This window comes from Proteus penneri (assembly GCF_003144535.1).
In the GTDB taxonomy this organism is placed as follows: Bacteria; Pseudomonadota; Gammaproteobacteria; order Enterobacterales; family Enterobacteriaceae; genus Proteus; species Proteus penneri.
Window position 1 is genome coordinate 1 of sequence record NZ_PHFJ01000022.1, and the last position, 1,425, is coordinate 1,425.

1 protein-coding gene is annotated in these 1,425 nt (G+C 33.5%); it reads right to left on the reverse strand.

What is annotated here, in order from left to right:
* Positions 1–33: 33 nt before the first annotated feature.
* Positions 34–1,376 (reverse strand): IS3 family transposase gene (locus CUB63_RS17410; RefSeq protein WP_411171987.1). Its coding sequence is split into 2 segments (ribosomal slippage): positions 34–926 and positions 926–1,376, totalling 1,344 coding nucleotides; the frame shifts between segments, so codons are not numbered across the junction.
* Positions 1,377–1,425 lie beyond the last annotated feature (49 nt).

Consider the following 1,425-nt stretch of genomic DNA (forward strand, 5'->3'; position numbering starts at 1 on the left):
ATGAACTGACCCCAATTTATTGGACAGTTTAAATTAGTTAGGTAAAGACTGAGTTCGGTATTGAACTGGGCTCAGTCCTTTTAATTTTATCTTGATCCGTTCAGTATTGTAATACTTGATATATTCATGAAGCTCTTCTTCTAGTTCATCCAAATCTCTAAATTGCTTTGTATAAAAACATTCTGTTTTTAATATGCCAAAAAAATTCTCGATTACTGCATTATCTAAACAATTTCCTTTTCGTGACATACTTTGAATAATCCCTTGTTTCTTAAGGCTATTTTGATAATGGCTCATTTGGTATTGCCATCCTTGATCTGAATGCAGTATCAGCTCACCTCTCTGAGTCAATTTTGAAAAGGCTTGGGTAAGCATCTGCTCAATCATGTTGTAATGAGGACGTCTAGCTATCTGATAGGAAACAATTTCTTGATTAAATAAGTCAAGAATAGGCGAAAGATAAAGCTTTTCACCTTTTACCTTAAATTCGGTGACATCAGTAACCCATTTTTCGTTAGGCTTGCTGGCATTAAAATTTCTTTCGAGATGATTATCAGCAATTCGACCTAATTGGCCTTTATAAGAGCGATATTTTTTAGGTCTTACAATAGATTTTAGTCCCTGAACCTGCATTAACCGCTGTACTTTTTTATGGTTAATAACAACTTCATTTCGCAGTACAGCAGTGATCCTTCGATAACCATATCGACCTTTATGTTGATGATAAATCTCCTTTATTTTATCTTTTAATAATTTGTCTTTTGAATTATGACTATTTTTTTGGTGATAATAAAACGTACTTTTTGATAAAGAAAGCGCACGTAATAAAACCAAAACCGGATAAATCATTTTTAATTGATTAACGACAGCAACACGTTGTTTTACCGTCGTTTTGTTTCCTGCAATTCTTGTAACTTTTTTAAGCAAGCATTCTCAGCACGCAAATACTCAAGTTCCTTTAAAAGTTCTTTAACCGATTTATCTTTGTCATCCTTAGGTAATTCTTTTTTCTTTTTAGTCAATGTAGATCTTCCTTTTTTCTTGGGGACTAGTGCTTTAATACCATGAATATCCATAATATTTTTCCATTCCAATATAGTGGTAAAGGCTGGAATATTAAAAAGAGCAGCTGTTTCTCTGGCAGAAAGCGAATGTTTTGCCATGTGAGACAATATATGCATTTTTAGCTCAAGAGAATAGATTACTTTGGATTTTCGAGGCTTAATTCCCTCAATACCATGCAATTGATAAGCGGAGCACCAGCAACGAACCTGAGAATCATTAATAGAAAAATGCTTAGCCGTCGATAGACGACTATTGCCTTTGAGATAAAAATTAATCACATTTAGTTTAAAATCAAGAGAATATTTAGCCATAGAAAAACACCCCAAAGTTGGTGTCCAACTTTTGGGGTGCAGTTCAATA